Here is a 350-nt window from a genome sequence, read left to right on the forward strand (position 1 = left end):
TCCCCCATTCGGAAATCCTCGGATCTCTGCCTGCGTACGGCTCCCCAAGGCATATCGGTGTTCGCCCCGTCCTTCTTCGGCACCTAGCGCCTAGGCATCCCCCGTGCGCTCTTCCTACCTTATCCTCTTTCGTCTGCAGATCCACGTTGTGTCTCTTTGACGAATACCCTTCTACCTTGCGGGAAGGGCATGACCTCGAATCCACTGCGTGGATTCTGGTCACTTGTGTCACTGTTGCTTTTGGCTTGATGCTACTACCCATCAAGTTCATCTGCATTCACGTGTTCACCTCTAGTTGTCAAGGAACCACTGAAGGTTGCCGCTTGATCTTGCGATCAACGTCAATCCCT

The 350-nt window shown here is 53.4% G+C and carries 1 rRNA gene; it reads right to left on the reverse strand.

Annotated elements, in window-relative coordinates:
* Positions 1 to 125, reverse strand: a 23S ribosomal RNA gene (locus MM817_RS16615); the annotation flags it as partial.
* Positions 126 to 350: the final 225 nt, after the last annotated feature.

The sequence above is a fragment of the Sulfoacidibacillus ferrooxidans genome (assembly GCF_022606465.1).
Lineage (GTDB): Bacteria > Bacillota > Bacilli > Alicyclobacillales > SLC66 > Sulfoacidibacillus > Sulfoacidibacillus ferrooxidans.